The sequence below is a fragment of the Paenibacillus xylanivorans genome, from assembly GCF_001280595.1.
In the GTDB taxonomy this organism is placed as follows: domain Bacteria; phylum Bacillota; class Bacilli; order Paenibacillales; family Paenibacillaceae; genus Paenibacillus; species Paenibacillus xylanivorans.
Map to the genome: position 1 here is coordinate 136,934 of NZ_LITU01000083.1, position 20,787 is coordinate 157,720.

Sequence of the window (20,787 nt, forward strand, 5' to 3'; positions counted from 1 at the left end):
TGAGGCGATGTCTGCGTTTACACAGATGCTGCAAGGGAGATTGCAGCTCGGGGCAAGTTTGACGATTGGTGAGTATGTGTTGCCGCGGATGCTGGGTCCATTTGCCCGCCAATACCCGGATATCTCGATTGTCATGAAAGTGATGAATACGACGCAGATTATGGACGATATTTTGAAACATCAGCTTAACTTTGGACTGATTGAAGCGCCAGTTCACCACCCGGATATGATTGTTGAGCCGATCATGCAGGATGAATTGAAGCTGGTTGTTCCGGCAGGGCATGCATTAGCAGATCGTGGGGCAGTAGAGCTGGAAGATGTGCTGAACTACGCATTTGTGCTGCGGGAAAAAGGCTCGGGCACCCGTCAGGTGATGGAAGATCAGTTACAAAAGAGAAATATAGATCCACAGGACATGAATGTGGTGATGGAACTTGGCAGTACAGGTGCAGTGAAATCTGCCGTGGAAGCGGGTGTGGGTATCACGATGTTATCTCCGTCATCGGTTCAGCACGAACTGGCCCTTGGCTTGGTTCATATCGTGGATATTCGTGGGCTTGAGTTTAAAAGACAGTTCTACGCTATACATCTGAAATCTTCATTGCTTCCCCTGTCAGCAGTAGCTTTCCTGAATTATTTGCGTCAGCATGAGCAGACAACATCAGAAGGACAGGCGGAATAAGAAGATCAGGTTCATTTTAAATCTGTTTCGCTAATCACTCGATATAAAAAAGGAGCTGTTGTTCATGCAACAATTGAACGGACGTTGTGATCTTCATACCCATAGCCAAGCTTCGGACGGAATGCAGCCACCTGCCGAGAATGTGAAGCTAGCCAAACAAAGAGGACTGTCTGCGGTTGCGCTGACGGATCACGATACAGTAGCCGGTGTATCTGAGGCACAGCGGGCTGGCCGTGAGTATGGGATTGACGTTGTTTCAGGAGTAGAGATCAGTACTCGCGCGGGCGGCAAGGATATTCATGTGCTGGGGTATTATGTGAATACTGAAGATGAGCAATTTCTGGAGCGACTGCGCGGGCTTCGGGAAGCGAGGGAAGAACGCAATCATCTGATCATTGCCAAGCTGCAGGAGCTTGGACTTGAAATCAGCTGGCAGGAGGTCATTGATGGCCTTGGCCGACCGCTGAAACCGGATGAAAGCATCGGTAGACCTCATATGGCCGATGTGTTGGTACGGAAAGGATATGCCGCTGATATGAGGGATGCGTTCAATCGTTATCTGGCTGAAGGCCAACCGGGCTTTGTGTCGGTTCCCCGAGTTGCACCGGAAGATGCATGCCAGTGGATTAAAGATGCGGGTGGTGCTGCTGTTATTGCCCATCCTGGTTTATACGGAGACGATGAATTGGTTCGTAGCATTCTGGTGGACGCTCATCCTGACGGGATTGAAGTGGTTCATTCGGATCATGGACCGGAAGAAGAGCGCAGATATGCGGAGTTGGCACGGGAATTTGGGCTCATTCAAACAGGTGGTTCGGATTACCATGGTGTAAGACAAGGAGTAGTTTTCCACGGGGATCTGGGTAGCAAAACTGTAACCATTGACGTGCTCGTTAAACTCCGGGCTGCAGCCGGAAAGTCTTGATTTCGAAACTTTTCATATGTTATGTGACGCTGGGCTTTGCCTTCATCGTGCTATAGGTAAAGTAGAGTGTAGCGAACCCGATAAGTTTGCCGTCCTGCTCTGCAACGAATTGAACACCCATCTGCTGATTAAGCAGGTTTTTGATCAAAAGCTCGATTGCCTGATCACCGGGCCAGGGGTTGTTGTAAAACCCGACGTCATACTCGTGCATTAATGCACTCAACAGCAGCAAATCATTAGGCTGAGTTTGTCTGATATGTAAATTTATGTTTATTTAAAAAACAAAGAAAATCCCCCGAACAGTCCTTTGTTCCGGGGGATTTTACATTGTCTAACAGGATTGAAAGCAGACATCCTATCCATTTTTAATGGTGGATGGCAAACTCTTAACCAGTTCTTCGTTCGGCGTCACAAACAAGGTCTTCTGGTGGTCATAAATGACAAAGCCTGGTTTGGAGCCACTTGGCTTGCGTACATGTCGGATATAGGTGTAATCCACGGGAACGCTGCTGGATTCTTTGGCCTGACTGAAGTACGCCGCGAGTTGAGCAGCTTCCTCCAGGGTAGCTTCGCCAAAGTCTGTACTGCGAATGACGACATGTGAACCCGGGATGTCTTTGGTGTGCAACCAGGTGTCATTGGAAGAAGCTAGACGGTTGGTGACATACTCATTTTGCAGATTGTTTTTGCCTACAAGAAGTTCAATTCCCTCCGAAGAAGTAAACTGATGCACTGTAGGGCGGTCGTTTTTCTTTTTCTTTTTGCCTTTTTTGTTGCGGTCACGAAGATAACCCTGTTGCACAAGCTCCTCGCGAATTTCCTCAATGTCGTTCATGGATGCGATAGACAGTTGCTGGAGCAGATTGTCGAGATAGTCAATCTCGTCTTTCGTTTTTCCAAGTTGCTCATGAATGACAGCCAGACTGTTCTTATATTTGTTATATCGCTTGAAATAACGCTGTGCGTTGTCAGACGGTGTAAGCAATGGGTCAAGCTGAATGATAATGTTGGCTTGATCTTCATCATAGAAGTTCACAAGCTCTACACTTTTGTCCCCTTTACTAACCTGATGCAGTGAGGCAAACAGCAGCTCACCCCATAATCTGAATTTGTCCGCATCATCGGCTTCCAGCAGATCCTTGTTCAGGTTGTCCAACTTTTTGATGTTTTTGCTTCGCTCATTTTGCAGAAAACGCAGCAGATCGCTCACTCTTTGCTTTACAGTATCGCGCTCGGCCTTGTCTCCGTAATAATCCTCCATGCACTTGCTCATCGTGTCATATGTTTTCTCCGCGTCCTGAATGCTCTGAAGCTGAACGGCAGAGAAAATCATTTTGCCTTTGGCATTCAGCCCTGTCACAGGAGTGAAACTGTTATCTCTTACTGGCCCCATAACGGATTCAAAAGCATTCCAAAGCACGTCGGCTTCGATTCGAGCATCACCTTCGCTTGCAGCTTGATCGTTTCCTTGAGCGGCAGATCCCCGTGAGGTAATCTCTCCGGCGATTAGCGGGCTAACACCGCTGAATGAATTTACCAGCCAACGTGAGGCCTCTTCTTCAGCAGCAGTATAGCTATTTTCGAATTCAGTGCTGTTCACTTTCAGCGGATTGCTCTTATGCTGCTCTGGTGGTTCAGTGTACGAAAAGCCAGGCATAATGACCCGGTAACTACTGATGGACGGAGTTACGTGGTGAATACCATCCAGAATCGTTCCCGTTATCGGATCGACCAAAACAATATTACTGTGACGTCCCATCAATTCAATGATGATCCGTTTAACCGAAACATCACCCAGTTCATCGCGCTGACGCACGTCGATATGAATAATCCGCTCCATACCAACCTGACGAATCTCCTCAATGATCGCTCCCTCACAGTGCTTGCGCAGCAGCATGCAGAACATCGGAGCTTCAGTAGGATTAACAAACGTTTTTTCTGTAAAGTGCACACGGGGATATGTTGGGCTGGCCGAAATTAGCAATTTGCTATTTCCACGCTGAGCACGGAGGGTCAGAACAACATCATGGCCGTTAGGCTGATGTATTTTGCTGATGCGTCCGCCCTTGCAGACTTGCAGTTCATGTACGATGGCTCGTGTTACGATGCCGTCCAATGCCATTTTTTTCAACGTCCTCTCTATCTATAACTGAAATGAACACCGGGATATGTAAAAAAGAACCCGTTGCAGATTCGTATTCGTTTACATAGCAAAAACTCGGATTGCCACTGCGTATGACCGCAGACCTTTATTTTAGCTTATTCTGTCCATCAGGGAAAGGATTCGCCTTCGGGTGCTAATTAGGGTCCTGTCGGAATACATATAGAGCAGGTAGTTTGTCCGGCATTGCGTACAACCTGTTGATTAGCATAGCCGGTGAAGTAAGAGTGACGTTTTACAGAGGAAATACAGACTGGGAGGGAATTTTGAAGCATGGAACATACCAAGTGGCACCAACTAAGCGTTGAAGAGCTTCGCAACACTCTTGGCGTCAGTCTTGAGGAAGGGCTAACCGAAGAGACTGCAACAGAGAAGAGGATGGCCGCCGGTTCGAATGAGCTGAGTGAAGGAAAGCGCATATCTCCAATTACATTATTGCTTAATCAATTTAAGGATTTCATGGTTCTGGTGTTGATGGGGGCCACACTGGTGTCCGGATTGCTTGGAGAATACTTGGATGCTGTAACGATTGTTGCCATTATCGTACTTAATGCCATTCTTGGTTTTGTACAGGAATTCCGGGCGGAGCGCTCCCTTCGTGCACTGAAACAATTGTCGGCACCACTAGCCAAAGTGCTCAGGTCGGGTCAGGAAGTACATCTTGCAGCAAAGCTTTTGGTACCAGGGGATATTGTGCTGGTGGAGAGCGGCGATCGCATACCTGCCGATGTGCGCTGGTTGGCCACGAACAGCCTGGATGTGGAGGAATCTGCACTTACTGGCGAATCGGTTCCTGTAAGCAAACATTGCCTTCCCATAGCAGCGGATGACGTACCGCTCGGAGATCAGAAGAACATTGGATTCATGGGGACGATGGTTACTCGTGGTACGGCTAAGGGCGTTGTGATTCGGACGGGCATGGATACCGAGATGGGCAAAATCGCCGATCTGATCCAGAATACGGAGGAACAGGAAACACCGCTGCAACACAGGCTGGAACAGCTGGGTAAAATTTTGATTTTTGTCGCGCTCGGATTAACCGTCATGGTTGTTGTTGCGGGTATTCTGCACGGACAACCGGCAGTAGGCATGTTTCTGGCGGGGGTCAGTCTCGCAGTTGCCGCCATACCAGAGGGATTGCCAGCGATTGTAACGATTGCACTAGCCCTGGGCGTACAGCGTATGATCAAGCGCAAAGCGATTGTGCGCAAGCTTCCCTCCGTCGAAACCCTTGGGTGTGCCTCGGTCATTTGTTCGGATAAAACGGGTACGTTGACCCAGAACAAGATGACGGTTACGGACGTGTGGCTGGAGGGGCGCAGTATCAAGGTAACCGGGGATGGTTATGCACCGGACGGGCAGATGCTGGAGAATGGTCGTACCTTGGAGCTGAAGAGTGATCAGACATTGCGTAGAATGCTCCAGATCAGTGCGCTATGCAATAATGCCAGTATTATTGAAAGTGTTGCGGATGACACGGCGAATAAAAAGAAAGGCAAAGAGACCAAAAAGGATAGCAAGAAAGAAGCAAAGAAAGAAACAAAGAAAGAAACAAAGAAAGATCATGTTAATGAAACGGTCAAGGAAGAAAGGGTAGTTTGGGAGCTGAAAGGCGACCCTACGGAAGGAGCGCTTGTAACACTGGCCTCCAAAATGGGTCTTACCCCTGCTGGGCTCAAAGAGTTATATGCACGTGAGCAGGAATTTCCGTTCGACTCTGATCGGAAGCGGATGTCTGTTCTGGTTCATCATCAGGGTGGGCGCGTGATCTACACTAAAGGTGCACCGGATGTGCTGATTGGGCAATGCAGCTACATTTTGTGGGAAGGCAATGTTGTACCATTCACGGGAACGCTGCGGCAGAAAGTCATGGCGGCGAATGAGAGTATGGCTGGGGCTGCGCTACGGGTTCTCGGGATGGCTTATCGCGATGTACGGCCGGGCGAAAAAGTGGAGAATGAACATGCTGCCGAGAACCAACTCGTCTTTGTCGGGCTTGCAGGCATGATTGATCCACCACGGCGTGAGGCACGGGATGCAATTGCGACTTGTCGCAGAGCAGGCATACGTACCGTCATGATTACCGGCGATCATGGCACGACGGCAGAGGCTATTGCCCAGCAGTTGGGTATCCTTCCACGGGGTGGGGCTTCCCTTAACGGCCAGCAACTGGCGGGCATGACGGACGAGCAACTGGATAAACAGGTGGAGGGCATCTACGTATTCTCACGAGTATCGCCTGAGCACAAGCTGCGGATTGTAAAATCATTGCAGCGCAAAGGGCATGTCGTAGCGATGACCGGAGATGGTGTGAACGATGCACCGGCCATCAAAGCGGCAGATATCGGTATTGCGATGGGGATTACAGGCACGGATGTGACGAAGGAAGCATCGGCATTAATCCTGAGTGACGATAATTTTTCTACTATAGTAGCTGCAATCGAAGAAGGACGTAATATTTATGAGAACATCCGCAAGTTTATCCGGTATTTGCTGGCATCGAATGTGGGTGAGATTTTAACGATGTTTTTCGCCATGATGATGGGCTTGCCTCTGCCACTCGTGCCGATTCAGATTCTATGGGTCAACCTGGTGACGGATGGATTGCCAGCGATGGCGCTCGGTGTGGATCAGCCGGAAAAAGATCTGATGGAACATAAGCCGCGTGGCTCCAAGGAAAATATTTTTGCCAGACGACTGGGCTGGAAAATCGTCAGTCGGGGGGTATTAATCGGACTTTGTACACTCGGGGCGTTCTGGCTCACCCTACAAGCCGCACCGGATCAACCAGGTCAGCTCATTAAAGCTCAATCTGTGGCCTTTGCTACTCTCGTTTTGGCACAGCTCATTCATGTATTTGATTGCCGGAGTTCCCGCTCCATTTTCCACCGGAATCCACTGCAGAACAAGTACCTGGTGTTTGCAGTCATTTCATCCATTGTGCTGATGCTGGCGGTCATGTATGTAGAGCCGTTGCAACCTATCTTCAAAACAGTACCACTGGGTATGCGCGAATGGGCCATTTCCATCGTTGCTGCAGGTATCCCAACCTTCCTCATGGGAGTGGGCAGCGTGTGGGGAGGTCGTCGCAACCGTCGCCGGATAGGCCCTGGGCGCTTCGTACCGAAAAGTACAAAGTTTTCGGCATAAAATCAATAGCAATTGCTTATCGTTTTCGTTATGCTATCCTCAAAATGATTCGAGGCGAGAATCCTCGGCATTTTGCAGGATAGTTTTTTCTATTGGGGAATGTTGGATATGAATTTTCCTGGGGTATCCTGTAGAGGAGCAAGAATAACGCTTTGGCAGCAGACTGCCAAAAGGAGTGAGCAAGATTATGGAATTTACGAAAATGCATGGACTTGGCAACGATTTTATTGTTGTGTTTGGAGAAAAACAGCTTCCGGCTGATGCAGCAGAATTGGCTGTGAAATGGTGCAACCGTTTCTTCGGCATCGGTGCGGATGGCCTGGTTTATATACTGCCTTCAGAAAAGGCGGATTTTCAGATGCGCATCATGAACTCGGACGGTTCGGAAGCAGAGCAATGTGGCAATGCCATACGTTGTGTATCCAAATATGTATATGATCACGGTCATGTGACACAAGAACAGATTACGATTGAAACCATCGGCGCGGGTGTACAACCAGTCAGCCTGAACATTCGCGATGGTAAAGTGGAAACCGTTCGTGTGGATATGGGAGAGCCCATCCTGAATGGACTTCAGGTTCCAACAACCGTCGATGCCAATCCGGTGCTCGATCATTCCATTGAAGCAAACGGACAAGAGTTCAAATTCACAGCCGTATCCATGGGCAATCCTCATGCGGTCATCTATGTAGATGACGCCGTGAATTTTGATCTCTCAACATGGGGACCACTTCTTGAGGTTCATCCCATGTTCCCAAAAAAAATCAATGTGGAGTTCGCAACGGTTCGTGATCGCGGATATGTGGACATGCGCGTGTGGGAACGTGGTGCTGGACCGACACTCGCCTGTGGAACCGGAGCCTGCGCAACCCTGGTATCATCCGTTCTGAACGGACATACAGATCGAACAGCAGTGATCAGCCTCAAGGGCGGCGATCTTCATATTGAGTGGAGCGAAGCAGACAATCACGTGTACATGACTGGTCCTGCTGAAGTTGTTTTTAAAGGAGTCACTTCGTAAAGAGACGTTTAAATGAGGAGGCCTGAGGGCCTCTTTTTTTTGCAGTCATATGAATTCCTACTTGTCCAGATGGTTATAGAGATTGAATTTCACGAAAAACCTGTGTTTTTCTTCGTTTTCAGATGTTTTTTGTGTTACATTAGTATGAAATGATCAGTCAGGCGGGGGGAAAAGGGATGAAGGCGGATTTGCGCAGTGTAATGCAGGAACGGGTCCTCATTGGGGATGGGGCGATGGGAACATTCCTGTATCAGATGGGATTCCCGGTAGGGATTTCTTATGAAGAATTGAACTTGATTTCACCTGAAGTAGTGGCAGATGTGCATCGTCGTTATCGCGATGCGGGTACGGAAATTCACGAAACGAATACGTACTCTGCCAATTACGATAAGTTGTCCAAGTTTGGTCTGGAGTCCAAGGTGGAGGATGTTAACCGTGCCGGTGTGCGCATTGCCAAAGAAGTAGCTGGTCCGAACGGTTATGTTCTGGGTGCGGTTGGTTCCATTCGTGGAGGAAAGCGGACGAACGTATCAACAAGCGAATTGAAGCGTTTCTATCAGCAACAGATTTTTGCACTGCTCGATGAAGGAGTGGACGGCATTCTGCTCGAAACCTTCTATGATATCGAGGAGATGGATATCGCCCTTCTGCAGGCGCGCAAGCTGAGTGATCTGCCGGTAATTGGACAGTTCGCTGTTGAGGATGTAGGGCACACACTGGATGGATATACGATGCCTGAAGCTTTCCGTATCATGCGTGAGCAAGGGGCTGACGTCATTGGTTTCAACTGCCGTTCCGGTCCAAACGGAATTATGCGGGCGATGGAAACAGTGTCAGGCCGTATCGGCATCCCAATGTCTGTATACCCGAATGCGGGTGCAGCGGACTACGTTGATGGCCAGTTCCGTTATGGAGCGTCCCCGGAATACTTCGGACAGACTGCAGTGCAATTCGCTGATCTGGGTGCGCGTATCATCGGAGGCTGCTGTGGTACGACACCTGATCATATCGCAGCAATTGCCCAGGCTCTTGTTGAATATACACCTGTACCGATACTGGAACCTGATCCATCCGAGTCGAAACCGCGTATTATCCTGCATGAGAATGTAGATGAACGGTCTGGACGGGGTGGGCAGCCTACGATTGTGGATCTGGTCAAACAACGCCATACGGTCATCGTCGAACTTGACCCGCCGCGTGATCTCGATATTGCGAAGTTTATGAAAGGTGCCGAGACACTGAAAGCGGCTGGTGCAGATGCGTTAACATTGGCGGATAATTCCCTGGCGGTTACCCGGATGAGTAATATGGCTCTAGGCCATCTAGTTCAGGATCGCACAGGATTGCGCCCACTGGTGCATATTGCATGTCGTGACCGGAATCTGATCGGGACTCAGTCGCACATGATGGGGTTTGATGCGCTTGGCATTAATCATGTACTCGCTGTAACAGGTGACCCTGCACGATTTGGTGACTTACCCGGATCAAGCTCGGTATACGATCTGACTTCTTTTGAAATTATACGTATGATCAAGCAGTTGAACGACGGCGTGTCCTTCTCCGGTAAACCACTTAAGCAGAAGGCAGGCTTTGTAATTGGTGCCGCATTTAACCCGAATGTGAAACATCTGGATAAGGCCGTACAGCGGCTTGAGAAAAAGATTGCTTCCGGAGCCGATTATATTATGACGCAGCCGATATACGATCCCGAACTAATCGTAGCCATGCATGAAGCGACCAAGCACCTGGATGTGCCGATCTTTGTAGGGGTGATGCCGCTAGCCAGTGGCCGAAATGCAGAATATCTGCATAATGAGGTTCCGGGTATTCAGCTGTCGGATGAAGTGCGCTCCCGGATGGCTGGTCTCGAAGGCGAAGAAGGTCGGGCCATGGGTGTGAAGATAGCGAAGGAGCTTCTGGATGTAGCGACAGCACACTTCAAAGGAATCTATCTCATGACTCCATTTATGTTCTATAGTATGACGGCCGAACTGACCCAATATGTCTGGGAGAAGTCGGAGCATCAATGTCCTACTTGTTTCAACCCTAATAATCAATTACAATAGTATAACGGATGTGATGCCGATGTCATTCAGTATGACCGGATACGGTCAATCCGCCTTTCATTTTGGAGGCTATAAGGTACAATTGGAAATCAAGTCTGTCAATCATCGTTATTGCGAAGTGATGATGCGTCTCCCGAGAGAGTGGACGTGTTATGAAGATGGATTGAGGAAAAAGGTACAGAGCCGATTAAAACGTGGGCGGATTGATGTTTATGTAATGAAAGAAAAAGATGAAGACCAGGCTCTTCCCGCTGTTCTGAATGAGCAGGCGGTCAGGGCCTATCTTCAGGCCGCAGAGCAATTGGAGAGCCGCTATGGTATGCAGGGCAAACCGAGCATTATGGATATGCTGGCACTTCCAGAGGTCATGGTTCATTCGGAGGGGACGAGTTCGCTTCCGGAAGAGCAGAAGGACGAATGGGAGCGTGTCCTGCAGCAGGGGTTGGAAGAGGCTTTGTCCGGTCTGGAACAGATGCGCGCCCGCGAGGGTCTTCATCTGGCCAGTGATCTGGAACGACGAATCAGTCGTCTGGAATTACTGCATACCGAGATGCTTGATCTTGCGCCAACTGTGGTGAGTGATCATCGCAACAAGTTAAGACAAAGGCTTACGGAAATGCAGGAAGAAGGCTCTTTCCCTTTTGACGAGCATAAATTGGGTATGGAAATTGCTATGTTTGCCGATCGTTCTAACATAGAGGAAGAGCTTACGCGTCTACTGAGTCACTTTGGACAGAGCAGGGAACTGCTGAAAAGTGATGAGCCAGTAGGCCGCAAGTTGGACTTTCTTATTCAGGAGATGAATAGGGAAGTCAATACGATTGGATCAAAAGCCAACCATTTGGCTCTGGTGAACCGTGTTGTCGAGATGAAGGCGGAACTGGAGAAAATTCGTGAGCAAGCGGCGAATATCGAATGAACGGTCATATTTCGGCAAAGAGTCGCATGTATAGGGGGAAGAACCTGATTATGGCAATCAAACTCATTAACATTGGATTCGGTAACATCGTATCGGCGAACCGGATTATATCCATCGTGAGTCCGGAATCGGCGCCGATCAAGAGAATTATACAAGAGGCAAGAGACCGTCATATGCTGATAGACGCAACGTACGGAAGACGTACTCGTGCCGTTATTATTACGGATAGCGATCATGTCATTCTGTCTGCGGTTCAGCCAGAAACGGTCGCCCATCGTCTTTCTTCGAAAGATGATGACAACGACGAATAAAATGGAGTGTAATATGTCTAAGGGATTACTGGTAGTGTTGTCCGGCCCATCTGGGGTCGGGAAGGGTACAGTATGCAGCGCTTTGCGCAAACGGGTGCCGGAATTGATTTATTCTGTATCGGCAACGACTCGTCAGCCTCGTCTGGGTGAGGAACATGGCGTCAATTATTTCTTCAGAAGCCATGAAGAATTCCTGAACATGATTGCTGAGGATCAATTGTTGGAACACGCAGAATATGTAGGGAACTATTACGGAACACCGCGTGATTTTGTGGAGAAAACGATTAATGAAGGCCGGGACATCATTCTTGAGATTGAAGTTCAAGGCGCGTTAAAAGTGAAAGAAAAGTTCCCGGAAGGGATCTTTGTATTTCTGTTGCCTCCTTCATTGGACGAGCTTAAAGATCGCATTCAGGGCCGGGGTACGGAAAGTCAGGCGACGATTGATCATCGGATGTCCGTCGCGGTAGATGAGATCAGTCTGCTGGAGCAGTACGATTACGCTGTCGTTAATGATGAAATTGATTTGGCGTGTAAACGAATAGAAAGCATCATTATCGCCGAACATTGTAAGATCAATAAATAATCCATTTCCCGCCGCAAAATGCGATAATCAGTGGAGCTGCTGTCATAGGATATATAGGTAGAGCAGCTCCAGTCTGGTTAGCGTGATCAGCGGTGCACGATGATTCCGTCAGGCGGGTAATTGTGATTATACTAATGCAAAGAGGTGTTTTGTAAATATGCTGTATCCTTCTATTGATGAAATGATGAACAAAGTCGACAGCAAGTATTCTCTTGTTGTTGCCGCTTCCCGCCGGGCAAGACAGCTTCGTGAAGGTGAGAAAACGGATTTGAGAAATGCCAGATCCCATAAACAGGTTGGCGTTGCCCTTGAAGAAATTTATGGTGATCTGCTCGTTGTCATCAAAGGACAGGACGAAGAGGAAGAAGAGTAAGCCGCCTGCGGCTGCTCTTCAACTGCATACGGCGCAAGCCGGATTTATTTGACAACCGCGAGGTTGTTATTTTTTTCTCTATTCATCCTTATAATTGCGTGTTCAAAAAGTCTGTTTTTCAGAACCGAGAAGATGGAATGAAGCTAGAAATGGAGTAGCGGAGCGTAGGGAAAACTACGTGAGCAACTACAATGTTTCCGAAGGAAACATACTTCGAAAGCATATACTTAATTCGGCTGAATTTCATATTCGATGCTGATGATGCCGCTAGGCATGATTCGTAATCAAAAGCGGACTTTTTGAACAACCTCTATAAACGTCGTATATATCGGGGGGATAACCATGTTGAACGGTAAAAAAATCGTGCTTGGTGTGACTGGCGGTATAGCCGCATACAAGGCGGCTACATTATGCAGCAGGCTGGTGCAAAAAGGAGCGGACGTTCATGTCATTATGACGAATTCCGCCAAACAGTTTATTACCGAATTAACGCTGCAAACCTTGACCCGAAATGTAGTATATAGTGATACATTTGATGAGCGGGAGCCTTCAGTGGTCTCGCATATCCATCTGGCCGATATGGCCGATCTTGTGTTAGTTGCTCCGGCAACAGCCAATGTGATTGCCAAAATGGCACATGGCATGGCAGATGATATGCTCTCAACAACCCTGCTCGCGACCACTGCTCCGGTGATGATTGCGCCAGCGATGAATGTACATATGTATGATCATCCGGCTGTACAGCATAATATGTGCCTGTTAACCGAGCGCGGAACCATGATGATTGAACCGGGTGAAGGACAACTGGCGTGTGGGTATGTGGGTAAAGGGCGTTTGGAAGAGCCGGAAACGATTGTCGATGTGGTTGAACGTTTTTTTGAACAGCAGGAGTCTGGAAAAAGGGAACGTAATGAACAGCTTTCTTTGTTGAGTGGCAAGAAGGTTGTGGTCACTGCAGGAGGTACCATTGAACGCATCGATCCAGTTAGATATATTACCAATGATTCTTCTGGGAAAATGGGTTTTGCCATTGCAGCGGCAGCGCGTGATCTGGGAGCGGATGTGACCTTGGTTATGGGAAATACTCAAGTTCAGCCACCGGCCAATGTACATGTGATTCCGGTAAAGTCAGCGCAGGATATGTATGATGCGGTAGCAGGTCAATGGGATGATGCAGATATCGTTGTTAAGGCCGCAGCTGTTGCGGATTATCGCCCCAAGGAAGTGTACACGGAGAAAATCAAGAAGAAAGGCGATACATTATCGCTTGAACTTGTTAAAAATATAGATATTCTTGAAACATTGGGCAAGCAGAAGAGCCATCAGTTTTTGATTGGTTTTGCTGCCGAGACGAATTCGATGGAAATGTATGCACGTGAGAAACTGGAACGGAAAAACTGTGATCTGATCGTAGCCAATGATGTCACCCAGGCGGGTGTCGGATTTGGAACAGATACCAACGCGGTGCACATCTATGACCGTGAAGGTTTGGTGGAAGAGCTTCAGGTGGTGGCCAAGGAAGAGGTCGCTCGCCGGTTGCTTTCGATTGCGGCGGAGCGCATTGCCGGGAGGAATTAATATGGAGATCGCCAAAGTTATTGTCGATGTTCCTGTGAAGCAGACAGACCGTCCTTTTGATTATCTGGTGCCGGAATCCATGCGTGAATGGATTGAGATCGGCAGCAGGGTAGGTGTGCCTTTTGGTCATCGGACGGTGCAGGGGTTTGTCATTGATCTGGTACCTCGCACGGGTACGGAGTCTTTCAAGCTCAAACCGATTCAGGAGCTGTTGGATATCGTTCCCCCGTTGTCTGAAGATTTGGTGGAATTGGCCGAATGGATGAGTGAGCGTTATGCCAGCAACCGGATTATGTCTTTGCAGGTGATGGTGCCGACCGCGCTGAAAGGCAAAGCGGAACGGTATATTTCGCTTGGAGATGCCCTTGACGGACAAAAGGCTGCTTCGGACTCTGGTGAAGAAGTCCTTTTTGTTTGGGGAGAGGAATCGACATCAGAGAAAGTACAGCAAGATATTATTCGTTTTGTGAAGAGTCGTGGGCAGGTTCCCTTACAACAACTGAGTCGCAAGTATCCCAATCATGCTGCACTGATCAAGAAGTTGTTGCTCGGCGGTGTCCTGCTGGAAAGCCAGGCGATCAAGGACAAGCTGAATAAAAAAACGATGAAGTCCATTGATCTGGCTGTGGATGTGGCAGCTGCGGAAGAGGCATTAACTTCGTTTCCTGCAAAGGCGCAACGGCAGAAGGAAGTTCTTGCTTTTTTGCTGGAGATGAAAGAACTGTTGCCCATGGCGATGAAAGAACTACTGTCCACACTGCAGGTATCAGCGGCTACAGTCAAAGGACTGGAGGAGAAAGGGCTGGTTGTAACGGAGGACGTCGAAGTCTTTCGTGATCCCTATCAGGGCCGTAAGTTCCGTGCGACCGAGCCACTGAATCTGACCGATGAGCAGCAGCATGTGTATAACAATATCAATGGTCGATTGCAGGAGAGACGCCACGGCGTCTTTTTGCTTCATGGTGTAACAGGCAGCGGCAAGACGGAAGTATACCTTCAGACCATTCAACGCTGTATTGAACAGGATCGACAGGCGATTGTGCTTGTACCTGAAATTGCACTGACACCGCAGATGGTTGAGCGTTTCAAGGGACGCTTTGGCGATCAGGTTGCTGTGATGCATAGTCGTCTGTCTGGTGGAGAGCGTTATGATGAGTGGCGGAAAATCCGGGAAGGTCAAGTGAAGGTCGCCATTGGCGCCCGGTCAGCCGTTTTTGCTCCGTTCAGTCGTCTTGGCCTGATCATTATGGACGAGGAGCATGAGACTTCATATAAACAGGAAGAAACCCCGAAATATCATGCCCGTGATGTTGCGGTAAAAAGAGCACAGCAGCACCAGGCGGTCGTTGTCCTTGGTTCGGCGACACCATCGCTGGAAAGTTACTATGCTGCACGTTCACAGAGTAATGATGAATTTGCACCACTTTTACTGGAGATGCCTACCCGCGCACTGGGGAATAAGCTGCCAGAGGTGCGGATTGTTGATATGCGCGAAGAGCTGAAGGATGGAAATCGCTCGATGTTCAGCCGTGCATTGCATAAAGGGTTGGAGGAACGGCTGGAACGCGGGGAACAGACAGTGCTTCTGCTGAATCGACGCGGATATTCCACCTTTGTGATGTGTCGCAGTTGTGGATACGTAGCAGGCTGTCCCGAGTGTGATATTTCACTAACCTATCATCAGCGCTCCAACAATCTTCGTTGTCACTATTGTGGATATGCGGAAGCAGCACCGGAAGTGTGCCCTGATTGTGGTAGTGAGCATATTCGATATTTCGGTACGGGTACACAGCGGGTAGAGGAAGAGTTGGCCAAGCTGTTCCCCGGTATTCGCGTCATTCGGATGGACGTGGATACAACGAGCGAAAAAGGGTCCCATGAGAAGCTATTGAAGCAGTTTCGCGAGAAAAAGGCAGATGTATTGCTGGGTACCCAGATGGTTGCCAAAGGACTTGATTTTCCTGATGTCACCCTGGTTGGTGTAATAACAGCAGACTCGGCACTCAATTTGCCCGATTTCCGGGCTGCCGAAAAAACATTTCAGCTGCTCACTCAAGTGGCGGGCCGTGCAGGTCGACATCAACTGCCGGGCGAGGTGTTTGTCCAGTCCTATACACCAGAGCACTATTCGATTGGGCATGCAAGCCAGCATGACTATGTTTCGTTTGTCCGTGAGGAATTATTGCATCGGCGCAATTTGCAGTACCCGCCATACTGTCGTCTGATTCTGGTGACGTTCTCGCATGAGCAGCTTCCGGTACTGATCCGGCTGGCTGAGAACTACACACGAATATTGAAAGAACAGGCGAATGCGGCTGGCTGGTTGGGAAGTCTGGATCGTTTCAGCAATGACGCCTTTGACGTGCTTGGTCCGGTAGCATCGCCCATTCCTCGGATCAAGAATAGATACCGATTCCAATGTATGATAAAATGGCGGGGGGATGTCGACGCCATTGGACTGGCGCTCGCGACGGCCCGGCGCATGGACGACGATGTTCAGGCGCAGAAGCTGCAAATTAGTCTGGATGTAGACCCGCAAATGTTAATGTAAGCATTTTGTAGTAAAATGCGGATGCAAACAAGCGGTATAAACATAGATTAAAAACAACATGAATGATGGCTCGATTTTAAAATCAGTTTTTGATACCTGCTACATAGCAGAAAATCAGTACTTATTTTTGAAACATGAGCCTGATGTCCTGAAATTATGATGAGGATTAGGAAGGTGCTTACAACATGTCGATTCGTATTATCGTGAAAGAACCGGATGAGGTGCTTCACAAAAGAGCTAAAGAAGTAACCAAAGTTACACCGAATGTACAGAAACTGCTGGATGATATGGCAGATACAATGTATGACGCAGAAGGCGTAGGTCTTGCTGCACCACAGGTTGGTATTTTGAAGCGCCTCATTGTGATTGATTGCGGAGACGAGCAGGGCCTGATCAAGATGATCAATCCGGAAATCATTTCGAGCGAGGGAGAGCAATTTGGACCCGAAGGCTGCTTGAGTATCCCTGGCATTAACGGTGATGTGCGTCGTTTTGAGACGGTTACCGTAAAGGGACTGGACCGTGAAGGCAAAGAACTGATTATTACGGGAAGTGGCTTGTTGTCTCGTGCTTTCCAGCATGAAATTGACCATTTGGATGGCGTACTCTTTACGGATATTGCTGAAAAGGTGTACGAAATTGCAGCCGATCAAACCGGGCCGCGTCGTAACTAAGGAGTGATTGATTTGAATATTGTTTTTATGGGAACGCCTGAATTTGCAGTTCCGTCTCTCGACATGCTTATCGCCGAGGGATATAACGTGGTTGGTGTAGTGACACAGCCAGATAAACCACAGGGCCGCAAAAAGGTGCTTACGCCAACACCAGTCAAGGCTGCGGCAGAACGCCACGGTCTGCCTGTATTTCAACCAGTGAAACTGCGTGCTCCAGAAGCTGTGGCCCGATTGGCTGAATGGAAACCGGATCTGATTGTGACTGCGGCTTTTGGGCAGATTCTGCCCAAAGCTGTGCTGGATATGCCCGTTCGTGGTTGTGTGAACGTGCATGGTTCTCTTTTGCCCAAATATCGCGGTGGTGCCCCGATTCAACGTTCCATTATTAATGGAGAATCGGTGACGGGAGTTACTCTGATGTTCATGGCGGAGGGCTTGGATACAGGGGATATGATCTCACGTGTGGAAGTGGCGATTACGGATGAAGATACATCAGGGTCCATGTTTGTAAAGCTCAGTGAAGCAGGCTCTAAATTGCTTCAGGAAGAAATGCCGCGGTTGGTTGCAGGCGAAACGACGGCTGTCCCTCAGGATGAAGCCGAGGCTTCGTATGCTCGCAATTTGACTCGGGATGACGAGAAGATGGATTGGAATCGAACGTCGCGTGAGTTGTTCAATCATATTCGCGGTCTTGTGCCGTTCTCGGGTGCATTTACGATGTGGGATGATCAAGTCTTCAAGGTCTGGGCAGCAGCAAATCCGGAGCAGGCGGATGTACTCGCGTCTTCGGATGCTGGACAAGCCGAGCCGGGAACGGTATTGCAATTGGGCAAGAACGGCATTGAAGTTCGCACGGGTGACGGTTCTCTGTGGCTTACTGAGGTCCAACCCGCGGGCAAAAAAGTAATGCAAGCCGCTGATTTCGCCCGTGGCGGAACCCTGAAACCGGGAATGGTGCTGCAATGAGCGGAAATACACCGGGCCGCCCGTCAGGAAATGGTCATAAAGTCGCAGGAAATGCGTCCGGGCGCGGAGGAAGCCAGGGTCGTCCGAACTCCGGGAAATCTGGTGGTACAGGGAATAGATCTGTATCCCAGTCTGCCGCTAATAATGCATCACGCTCCCAACGGCCCAAAACATCAGCTCGTGCACTCGCTGTAAAGGTGCTCAGCGCCGTCGAGCAAGAGGGGGCTTACAGCAACCTTGAGCTGAACCGGCGTTTGAAGGAAGCTGAGCTTAGTTCGGCAGATGCTGGACTGGCTACAGAGTTGGTCTATGGTACGATCGCGCGACGGAATACCCTTGATTATTTCCTGGAACGTTATGTGGCCAAAGGTGTATCCAAGCTGCAACCGTGGGTGCGCAACCTGCTGCGCATCAGCGTGTACCAGATGTTATATCTGGATCGTATTCCGGAACACGCGGTGGTGAGTGAAGCTGTCAATTTGGCTAAGAAATTGGGACATCAGGGCATCTCCGGTATGGTGAATGGCGTTCTGCGGAACATGATTCGCAATCGTGATGAGCTGAACATTCCCGAACATCTACCTGCTGCTGCACGTATCTCACTGGAGCATTCTCACCCGCTATGGATGGTCGAACGCTGGATCAGCCAATATGGTGAAGAGACAGCGGAAGCGATCTGTCGTACAAATAATGAACCGCCTGCGGTTAGTGTTCGTGTTAACACGACAATGACTACACGTGAGAAACTGATACAAGAGATGGAGAGTACTGGGGCGATCGTAGAACCTTCCCGGCTTAGTCCGGACGGTATTCTCGTTCGAAGTGGTGGCAATATGGCACTTACGTCCTGGTATCGGGATGGCCTGCTGTCCGTTCAAGATGAAAGTTCCATGCTTGTAGCCGATGCCGTTGGACCTGAAGAAGGTCAAACCGTACTGGACTGCTGTGCAGCCCCAGGCGGAAAGACAGCCCATATGGCGGAGAAAATGCAGGACCGTGGACGGATTGTGGCCAATGATGTACATGCCCATAAACGTCAGTTGATTATGGATCAGGCAGATCGTCTGGGACTCAGCTGCATCAATGCTGTGACAGGTGATGCCCTTGATTTGGATGAGCGTTATCCAGAGGCATCGTTTGACCGCATCCTGCTGGATGCGCCGTGTTCCGGTCTGGGGGTTATTCGCCGCAAGCCGGATGTCAAATGGACCAAAACTCCGGAAGACATCCAGGATATCTCCAATCTGCAACGTGAACTGCTGGATCGGGTTGCACCGCTATTAAAGCCAGGTGGTATTCTGGTGTATAGCACGTGTACAATCGAGCCTGCGGAGAACGAGCATATGGTCGCTGACTTTTTGGATCGGCATCCGGAATACAAGGCGGCTGAAGAGTCTGTGTCTGTCTGGTCCGGTCTGGAAACTGCCGAGTGTAAGGTTGTGAACGGTGGTGTGCAGATCCTGCCACAGTACGCTCACAGTGACGGTTTTTTCATTGCCAGGTTGACAAGGATAGCGGATTAACAGTTTAATAGAGCACTGAAGGATAGCCGCCGAGGGGAACTTCGGCGGATTTCTTTGTGATAAGACAGACGGATAATCATCAGTGAAAAGTGATGATAGGGTGCGATGTAGGCATTGAGGTGTTATAATGCATGAAGTAAAGGCATCAAGGGTATACATGGATGTAAAGTGGTCTTTGTGATAGAATAGGACGAATGGAACGAAAAAAAGGAAGCCAAACGAAAAGAAAAGAAGGAATAGGTGTTGACAACAAAATGAAACCTTTTATATATGATTATTCCCTGGAGGAGCTGCAACAGTGGGCTATTGAGAACGGGGAACCGGCTTTTCGCGGTGGCCAGATTTTCGACTGGATTTATGTGAAACGTGTGAATGATTTCAGTGAAATGACGAACCTGTCCAAAGCGTTGCGTGAAAAGCTGACTGAACAATTTGAATTTGTTACACTTACTGAAATTACGAAGTTTGAATCCAAGGATGGAACAGTGAAATTCCTGTTTGGTCTGCATGATGATCATGCGATCGAAACAGTTATTATGAAGCACAACTATGGTAACAGCATCTGTGTAACGACACAGGTTGGATGCCGGATTGGCTGTACGTTCTGTGCATCCACGCTGGGCGGACTCAAGCGTAACCTTACAGCTGGCGAAATTGTCGCTCAGGTTGTGCAAGCCCAGAAAATTCTGGATGAACGCGGTGAACGGGTCAGCAGCATCGTGATCATGGGTTCAGGTGAGCCTTTTGAGAACTATGAAGCAACGATGACGTTCCTGCGTATCATGATTCACGAAAAAGGGCTGAATATCGGTCAGCGCCATATCACAGTGTCCACAAGCGGAATCGTACCAAACATCTACAAGTTTGCAGATGAAGATACGCAGATTAACCTAGCGATCTCCATCCATGCGCCAAATGATACATTGCGTTCCAAATTGATGCCGGTAAACCGCCGTTTTCCTTTTGAGGATGTAATGGAGTCGTTGCGTTATTATTTGGCCAAAACGGGTCGCAGAATTACGTTTGAGTACGCACTTATCGGCGGTGTGAATGATCAGCCGGAACATGCGGCAGAATTGGCAGGCGTGCTTAAGAACATGCTGTGTCACGTAAACCTGATTCCGGTCAACCATGTACCTGAGCGCAAGTACGTAAGAACATCCAGAAGCGATATTTTCAATTTTCAGAAGATTCTCTCGGAGCAGGGTGTTAATGTAACCATTCGTCGTGAACAGGGACATGATATTGCTGCCGCTTGCGGTCAGCTTCGTGCAAAGCATATGGAGTTGAGGTGAGAACGT

The 20,787-nt window shown here is 48.9% G+C and carries 17 protein-coding genes; 15 read left to right on the forward strand and 2 right to left on the reverse strand.

Annotation, left to right across the window (positions count from 1 at the left end; all coding sequences use genetic code 11):
- Together AMS66_RS30215 and AMS66_RS30220 are read left to right on the forward strand one after the other, a co-directional pair.
- Positions 1-682: LysR substrate-binding domain-containing protein (locus tag AMS66_RS30215; RefSeq protein WP_236703692.1), on the forward strand; the 682-nt coding region annotated here is incomplete at its 5' end.
- A 64-nt stretch (positions 683-746) separates the two neighbouring features.
- Positions 747-1,607: a PHP domain-containing protein gene (locus AMS66_RS30220; protein ID WP_053784298.1), complete on the forward strand. Its 861-nt coding sequence runs from the start codon at positions 747-749 to the stop codon at positions 1,605-1,607.
- Between the two features lie 19 nt (positions 1,608-1,626).
- Here the strand turns inward: AMS66_RS30220 and AMS66_RS30225 are convergent, their stop codons facing one another.
- Together AMS66_RS30225 and AMS66_RS30230 are read right to left on the reverse strand one after the other, a co-directional pair.
- Entirely contained in the window at positions 1,627-1,818 is a 192-nt protein-coding gene (locus tag AMS66_RS30225; protein WP_181014180.1) for a GNAT family N-acetyltransferase, read from the reverse strand.
- 144 nt (positions 1,819-1,962) lie between these two features.
- Complete coding sequence (locus tag AMS66_RS30230) at positions 1,963-3,729, reverse strand: Rqc2 family fibronectin-binding protein (protein WP_053784299.1); 1,767 nt, start codon at positions 3,727-3,729, stop codon at positions 1,963-1,965.
- A 312-nt stretch (positions 3,730-4,041) separates the two neighbouring features.
- On the opposite strand from AMS66_RS30230, the gene AMS66_RS30235 reads away from it, so the two are divergent.
- From AMS66_RS30235 to rlmN, 13 genes are all read left to right on the forward strand, one after another.
- Positions 4,042-6,918, forward strand: coding sequence for a cation-translocating P-type ATPase (locus tag AMS66_RS30235; protein WP_053784300.1), 2,877 nt, complete (start codon positions 4,042-4,044; stop codon positions 6,916-6,918).
- Positions 6,919-7,105: 187 nt separating this feature from the next.
- Positions 7,106-7,939: a diaminopimelate epimerase gene (dapF, locus tag AMS66_RS30240; protein ID WP_053784301.1), complete on the forward strand. Its 834-nt coding sequence runs from the start codon at positions 7,106-7,108 to the stop codon at positions 7,937-7,939.
- 176 nt (positions 7,940-8,115) lie between these two features.
- A complete protein-coding gene (locus AMS66_RS30245) occupies positions 8,116-10,005 on the forward strand; it encodes a bifunctional homocysteine S-methyltransferase/methylenetetrahydrofolate reductase (RefSeq protein WP_053784302.1) in 1,890 nt (629 codons plus the stop codon).
- Positions 10,006-10,024: 19 nt separating this feature from the next.
- A complete protein-coding gene (locus AMS66_RS30250) occupies positions 10,025-10,924 on the forward strand; it encodes a YicC/YloC family endoribonuclease (RefSeq protein ID WP_053784303.1) in 900 nt (299 codons plus the stop codon).
- A 50-nt stretch (positions 10,925-10,974) separates the two neighbouring features.
- On the forward strand, positions 10,975-11,235 hold the full coding sequence (gene remA, locus AMS66_RS30255; protein ID WP_006209218.1) for an extracellular matrix/biofilm regulator RemA: 261 nt from the start codon (positions 10,975-10,977) through the stop codon (positions 11,233-11,235).
- Positions 11,236-11,248: 13 nt separating this feature from the next.
- Complete coding sequence (gene gmk / locus AMS66_RS30260) at positions 11,249-11,821, forward strand: guanylate kinase (RefSeq protein ID WP_024631121.1); 573 nt, start codon at positions 11,249-11,251, stop codon at positions 11,819-11,821.
- Positions 11,822-11,978: 157 nt separating this feature from the next.
- Positions 11,979-12,194, forward strand: a complete 216-nt coding sequence (gene rpoZ / locus AMS66_RS30265) for a DNA-directed RNA polymerase subunit omega (protein WP_024631120.1) — start codon at positions 11,979-11,981, stop codon at positions 12,192-12,194.
- A gap of 342 nt (positions 12,195-12,536) precedes the next feature.
- On the forward strand, positions 12,537-13,772 hold the full coding sequence (gene coaBC / locus AMS66_RS30270; protein WP_053784304.1) for a bifunctional phosphopantothenoylcysteine decarboxylase/phosphopantothenate--cysteine ligase CoaBC: 1,236 nt from the start codon (positions 12,537-12,539) through the stop codon (positions 13,770-13,772).
- A gap of 1 nt (position 13,773) precedes the next feature.
- A complete protein-coding gene (gene priA / locus AMS66_RS30275) occupies positions 13,774-16,323 on the forward strand; it encodes a primosomal protein N' (RefSeq protein ID WP_053784305.1) in 2,550 nt (849 codons plus the stop codon).
- Between the two features lie 185 nt (positions 16,324-16,508).
- Complete coding sequence (gene def / locus AMS66_RS30280) at positions 16,509-16,997, forward strand: peptide deformylase (RefSeq protein WP_024631117.1); 489 nt, start codon at positions 16,509-16,511, stop codon at positions 16,995-16,997.
- Positions 16,998-17,009: 12 nt separating this feature from the next.
- Complete coding sequence (fmt, locus tag AMS66_RS30285) at positions 17,010-17,963, forward strand: methionyl-tRNA formyltransferase (protein WP_053784306.1); 954 nt, start codon at positions 17,010-17,012, stop codon at positions 17,961-17,963.
- A complete protein-coding gene (rsmB, locus tag AMS66_RS30290; protein ID WP_053784307.1) occupies positions 17,960-19,486 on the forward strand; it encodes a 16S rRNA (cytosine(967)-C(5))-methyltransferase RsmB in 1,527 nt (508 codons plus the stop codon). Before fmt ends, rsmB begins: the two co-directional genes overlap by 4 nt.
- A gap of 254 nt (positions 19,487-19,740) precedes the next feature.
- Positions 19,741-20,781 carry a 23S rRNA (adenine(2503)-C(2))-methyltransferase RlmN gene (rlmN, locus tag AMS66_RS30295; protein ID WP_053784511.1) on the forward strand — a complete coding sequence of 347 codons (1,041 nt, stop codon included), beginning with the start codon at positions 19,741-19,743 and terminating at the stop codon, positions 20,779-20,781.
- Positions 20,782-20,787 lie beyond the last annotated feature (6 nt).

Bases quoted from the DNA above. Each gene is read 5' to 3' on its own strand.
- gmk (WP_024631121.1), top strand. From the start codon at position 11,249: ATGTCTAAGGGATTACTGGTAGTGTTGTCCGGCCCATCTGGGGTCGGG.
- AMS66_RS30250 (WP_053784303.1), top strand. From the start codon at position 10,025: ATGTCATTCAGTATGACCGGATACGGTCAATCCGCCTTTCATTTTGGA.
- rpoZ (WP_024631120.1), top strand. From the start codon at position 11,979: ATGCTGTATCCTTCTATTGATGAAATGATGAACAAAGTCGACAGCAAG.
- rsmB (WP_053784307.1), top strand. From the start codon at position 17,960: ATGAGCGGAAATACACCGGGCCGCCCGTCAGGAAATGGTCATAAAGTC.
- dapF (WP_053784301.1), top strand. From the start codon at position 7,106: ATGGAATTTACGAAAATGCATGGACTTGGCAACGATTTTATTGTTGTG.
- AMS66_RS30245 (WP_053784302.1), top strand. From the start codon at position 8,116: ATGAAGGCGGATTTGCGCAGTGTAATGCAGGAACGGGTCCTCATTGGG.
- AMS66_RS30230 (WP_053784299.1), bottom strand. From the start codon at position 3,729: ATGGCATTGGACGGCATCGTAACACGAGCCATCGTACATGAACTGCAA.
- AMS66_RS30225 (WP_181014180.1), bottom strand. From the start codon at position 1,818: ATGCACGAGTATGACGTCGGGTTTTACAACAACCCCTGGCCCGGTGAT.
- remA (WP_006209218.1), top strand. From the start codon at position 10,975: ATGGCAATCAAACTCATTAACATTGGATTCGGTAACATCGTATCGGCG.
- AMS66_RS30235 (WP_053784300.1), top strand. From the start codon at position 4,042: ATGGAACATACCAAGTGGCACCAACTAAGCGTTGAAGAGCTTCGCAAC.
- priA (WP_053784305.1), top strand. From the start codon at position 13,774: ATGGAGATCGCCAAAGTTATTGTCGATGTTCCTGTGAAGCAGACAGAC.
- coaBC (WP_053784304.1), top strand. From the start codon at position 12,537: ATGTTGAACGGTAAAAAAATCGTGCTTGGTGTGACTGGCGGTATAGCC.
- AMS66_RS30220 (WP_053784298.1), top strand. From the start codon at position 747: ATGCAACAATTGAACGGACGTTGTGATCTTCATACCCATAGCCAAGCT.
- rlmN (WP_053784511.1), top strand. From the start codon at position 19,741: ATGAAACCTTTTATATATGATTATTCCCTGGAGGAGCTGCAACAGTGG.
- def (WP_024631117.1), top strand. From the start codon at position 16,509: ATGTCGATTCGTATTATCGTGAAAGAACCGGATGAGGTGCTTCACAAA.